Origin of the sequence: Hydrogenoanaerobacterium sp. (assembly GCF_032017025.1) — a bacterium.
Lineage (GTDB): Bacteria > Bacillota > Clostridia > Oscillospirales > Ruminococcaceae > Hydrogenoanaerobacterium.
Window position 1 is genome coordinate 4,717 of sequence record NZ_DALZQO010000042.1, and the last position, 3,552, is coordinate 8,268.

General features: G+C 56.5%; 4 protein-coding genes and 1 pseudogene. All 5 read left to right on the forward strand.

The features are described from left to right. Positions 1-299, forward strand: a pseudogene (locus tag RTV33_RS15430) (type VI secretion protein); the annotation flags it as partial. Between the two features lie 19 nt (positions 300-318). Continuing rightward, positions 319-798 (forward strand): hypothetical protein, encoded by a 480-nt coding sequence (locus tag RTV33_RS15435; protein ID WP_109708943.1) that lies wholly within the window; start codon positions 319-321, stop codon positions 796-798. Positions 799-811: 13 nt separating this feature from the next. Continuing rightward, entirely contained in the window at positions 812-1,849 is a 1,038-nt protein-coding gene (locus RTV33_RS15440; protein WP_109708942.1) for an amidoligase family protein, read from the forward strand. Positions 1,850-1,859: 10 nt separating this feature from the next. After that, on the forward strand, positions 1,860-2,363 hold the full coding sequence (locus RTV33_RS15445) for a gamma-glutamylcyclotransferase family protein (RefSeq protein ID WP_109708941.1): 504 nt from the start codon (positions 1,860-1,862) through the stop codon (positions 2,361-2,363). Positions 2,364-2,367: 4 nt separating this feature from the next. Further along, a partial coding sequence (locus RTV33_RS15450; RefSeq protein ID WP_312645746.1) for an NlpC/P60 family protein occupies positions 2,368-3,552 on the forward strand: 1,185 nt, incomplete at its 3' end.

A 3,552-nucleotide genomic window follows, 5' to 3' on the forward strand; every position in this document is an offset into this window, starting at 1 on the left:
AAAAGGAGTCGGCGGTGATTCTGGCGTCGCAGAACTTGGAGGACTTCAACATTGAGCATATCCGGGAGCTGACAAAGCCCCTGTTTTCCATTCCGTCTCATGCGTTTCTGTTCAACGCCGGCAACATCGATAAGCGGTTCTATATCGACTCCCTGCAGCTCGAAGAAAGTGAATACAACCTCATCCGCTTTCCCCAGCGCGGCGTGTGCCTTTACAAATGCGGCATTGAGCGGTATAACCTTGCGGTCCACGCTCCGGCATATAAGGAGAGATTGTTCGGAACGGCAGGCGGCAGATAATGAAGAAGGGAGAAAAATCATGAGCAGACTGCAACAGCAGAAAGAAAACAAATCAGGACTCCTCGAAGATATGCTGTCCTTTATCCGCTACACCCCCAACCGGGAAGCGGATCTGTTGGCCTTTATGGAGAAGTACCAGAAAGCGGACTGTGACGAACGCCCTGCCATTTTGGAGCAGCTTCGCAACTGTATGGACGGCAAGGAATACCCTGACCCCTATGCTGGGAGCTACCACTATACCCCGGAGGATGTGTCTCTCATGGGCCGGATTCTGGATGATTATATTGACGATCTGATGGAAGCACAGGGCGATTCCGCCGCCGTTGACCAGTGTGTGCGGGATACGGTGCTAAAAATCAATGCGCTCAATGAGGAATGCGGACGCTATCTCATTGATACCTGGCGCAGGGAGCGGCTGTGCGGCTTCATCAATTCCGCGGCGGAGCTTGCGGGGCTATCTCAGGATAAAGACCTGACCCTGCAGCACAGGATGTGGTAAAGGCGGTGGGTAAATGGAGATACAGGGTCAGGATTTCGGGATTGAAATTGAAATGACCGGGCTTACCAGAAGCCGCGCCGCCGAGGTCATTGCCGAACATTTCGGCACCACCAGAGAGTATGAGGGCAGCTTCTACGACGCCTATTTTGCGAGGGATACCACCGGCCGCAAATGGAAGGTCATGAGCGACGGCAGCCTTGACTGCCAGCGGAAGGAGGGGCGCAGGAGGGTCAGTGCCGACCGGAACTACAGCGTGGAGCTGGTCAGCCCCATCTGCCAGTATAGAGATATCGAAACAGTGCAGGAGCTGATCCGTAAGCTCCGGGAGGCCGGAGCGTTTGTGAATTCTTCATGTGGCATCCATATTCACGTTAACGCTGCACCCTTTGACGCGCCTCACCTCCGCAATCTGGTCAACATTATGGCGGCCAAGGAGGATATGATTTACAAGGCGCTGAAGGTTTCGCGTGGGCGGGAAAGCCACTACTGCCGGAAGATTGATCCCGCCTTTTTAGAGCGGCTCAATCGGCAGAAGCCCGCCACCCTCGACCGGCTGAAAAGCCTCTGGTACAACGGCAGGGACGGCAGCCGGGAGCATTATCACGACAGCCGTTACCACTGCCTGAATCTGCACAGCGTGTTTCAGAAAGGTACGGTGGAGTTCCGGGCGTTCAACGGAGATCTGCACGCCGGAAAAATCAAGGCGTACATCCAGTTCTGTCTGGCCATCACCGCGCAGGCGCTCAACCAGCGGTCGGCAAGCCCCGCCAAAACCCAGTCCAGCAACGAAAAATACACCTTTCGTGTCTGGCTTTTGCGCCTCGGCATGATCGGGGACGAGTTTAAAACAGCCCGCAAGCATCTGCTGGATCACTTGGAGGGCTGCATTGCGTGGAAAGATCCGGCACAAGCGGAAAGGCAAAAGGAACGGCTGCGGCAGAAGCGAGAGGCGGAGCGCTCACAAACGCAGGCACCGCCGGAGGAAGCGGTGCCGGAAATTGAAATGGAAGCGGAGGACGAGCAGTCCCCCGCTTTTACTATGTCAATGTAAAGGAGATCGTATGAAAAACAAACTGTATATTGCCTATGGCAGCAACCTCAATCTGCCGCAGATGGCTGGGAGATGCCCCACCGCCAAGGTGGTCGGGGCTTCCGAGATAAAGGATTATGCCCTTGTGTTCCGGGGTGGCCGAAACGGAGCCGTCGCCACCATTGAACCCTGCGAGGGCGCCTCCGTCCCTGTTCTGCTGTGGAAAATCACGCCGAAGGATGAAGCGGCACTGGATGTTTACGAGGGCTTTCCCCGGTTCTATGACAAGGAGCTTATGGAACTGCCGCTGGACGGACAGTCAGTGTCTGCCATGGTCTATGTGATGACGCCGGGGCATCGCTTGGGCTATCCCTCGGATTATTATTATAATACCATCCGTGAGGGCTACAAAACCGCAGGCTTTGATCCCGCTGTTCTGGAACAGGCGGTGGACTATACCGAGCTGCTCATGGAGAGTGAGCCGGAGCCGGAACAGCAGAGTCTGTTCGGCTTTGGCGAAATGAAATGGTGGTGACGGCATGGCAGATCCCGCAACCATCACAGCGGTTGCCAAGGCCGCCGCTGCCGCGCTTTCCGATGAACGCACTCGAAAGACCATCGGCTGGGTGATTGTCGCTGTTCTGTCCCCGCTGATTTTAGTCATCGTGCTGGTCTGTTCCTTGCTCTCCGGCACCACCAGCCACAACAACACCGCTGTGGAGCTGTGCTTTCACGGCGGTGTGATTCCGGCAAGTATGCCAGCGGAGTACCGGGAGTACATCGGGGATATGCGCCAGAGCTTCACCCTCATAGACAATGCCATCGCTGACGTAAATGCTGAGATGGAGGGCGGCGACAGCCTTGACGATTACCGGGTCAAGGCAATTTTTTATTCTCTGTTCTTCGGGCAGCGTGACGCTGCACCCATTTCGCGCCATGCGGCGCGGGAATTTGCAGATTGTTTCGTGACCTATGAAGAACGCACTCGCACCGTGCAAAATGAGGACGGCACCACCTCGGAGGAAACCTACACTGTGGCTGTTCCCATTGATTCTCTGCCCGCTGTTTACAACAACATCCGCACGCTGTTCGGCAGAGCCGTCACCTATGAGGATCAGGCTAACGCCAACGAAGTCTATTACCGCGCCAGGTACGGCACCGGCGCACACTTGGAGGGGGACGGCTCCGGGCTGTGGGAGGACTGGACGCCGGATCAGATAGACGGCTTTTACTCCGATTTGCCTGTTGGAGAAGCAGGCGCGGAGGCTGTTCGGCTGGGGCTTTCCCGCCTTGGCGACCCCTATTCACAGGAGCTGCGCGGACAGGGCAGCTACACCGACTGCAGCTATCTTGTGCAGTGGGTGTACAAAAAGCTGGGTGTAAATCTCCCCGGCACGGCTGCGGCACAGGGCAAATACTGCGTGGACAACGGACTGACCATTCCCAAATCCAGCCTTGCCCCCGGCGATTTGGTGTTCTGGAGCCATGAGCCCAACGGCCGCTTCATGAACATTACCCACGTTGGCATCTATGCCGGGGACGGCAAGGTGGTGGACGCATCCTCCTCCAAAGGACAGGTCGTCTACCGGGATTTGTTTGATTCCGGCAAGCAGGTGCTGTACGCAAGACCCTATGCCGAAGCCCCGGAAAGCTCCGCCTCCGGTTTTGTTTCCCCGCTGGGGAAGAACTGGCGCTCCATGGTGACTTCTGAATTCGGCGGCAGG

What these genes read in the sequence shown, in the direction of transcription:
- RTV33_RS15435 (WP_109708943.1), top strand. Translation starts at nt 319, where the DNA reads ATGAGCAGACTGCAACAGCAGAAAGAAAACAAATCAGGACTCCTCGAA.
- RTV33_RS15440 (WP_109708942.1), top strand. Translation starts at nt 812, where the DNA reads ATGGAGATACAGGGTCAGGATTTCGGGATTGAAATTGAAATGACCGGG.
- RTV33_RS15445 (WP_109708941.1), top strand. Translation starts at nt 1,860, where the DNA reads ATGAAAAACAAACTGTATATTGCCTATGGCAGCAACCTCAATCTGCCG.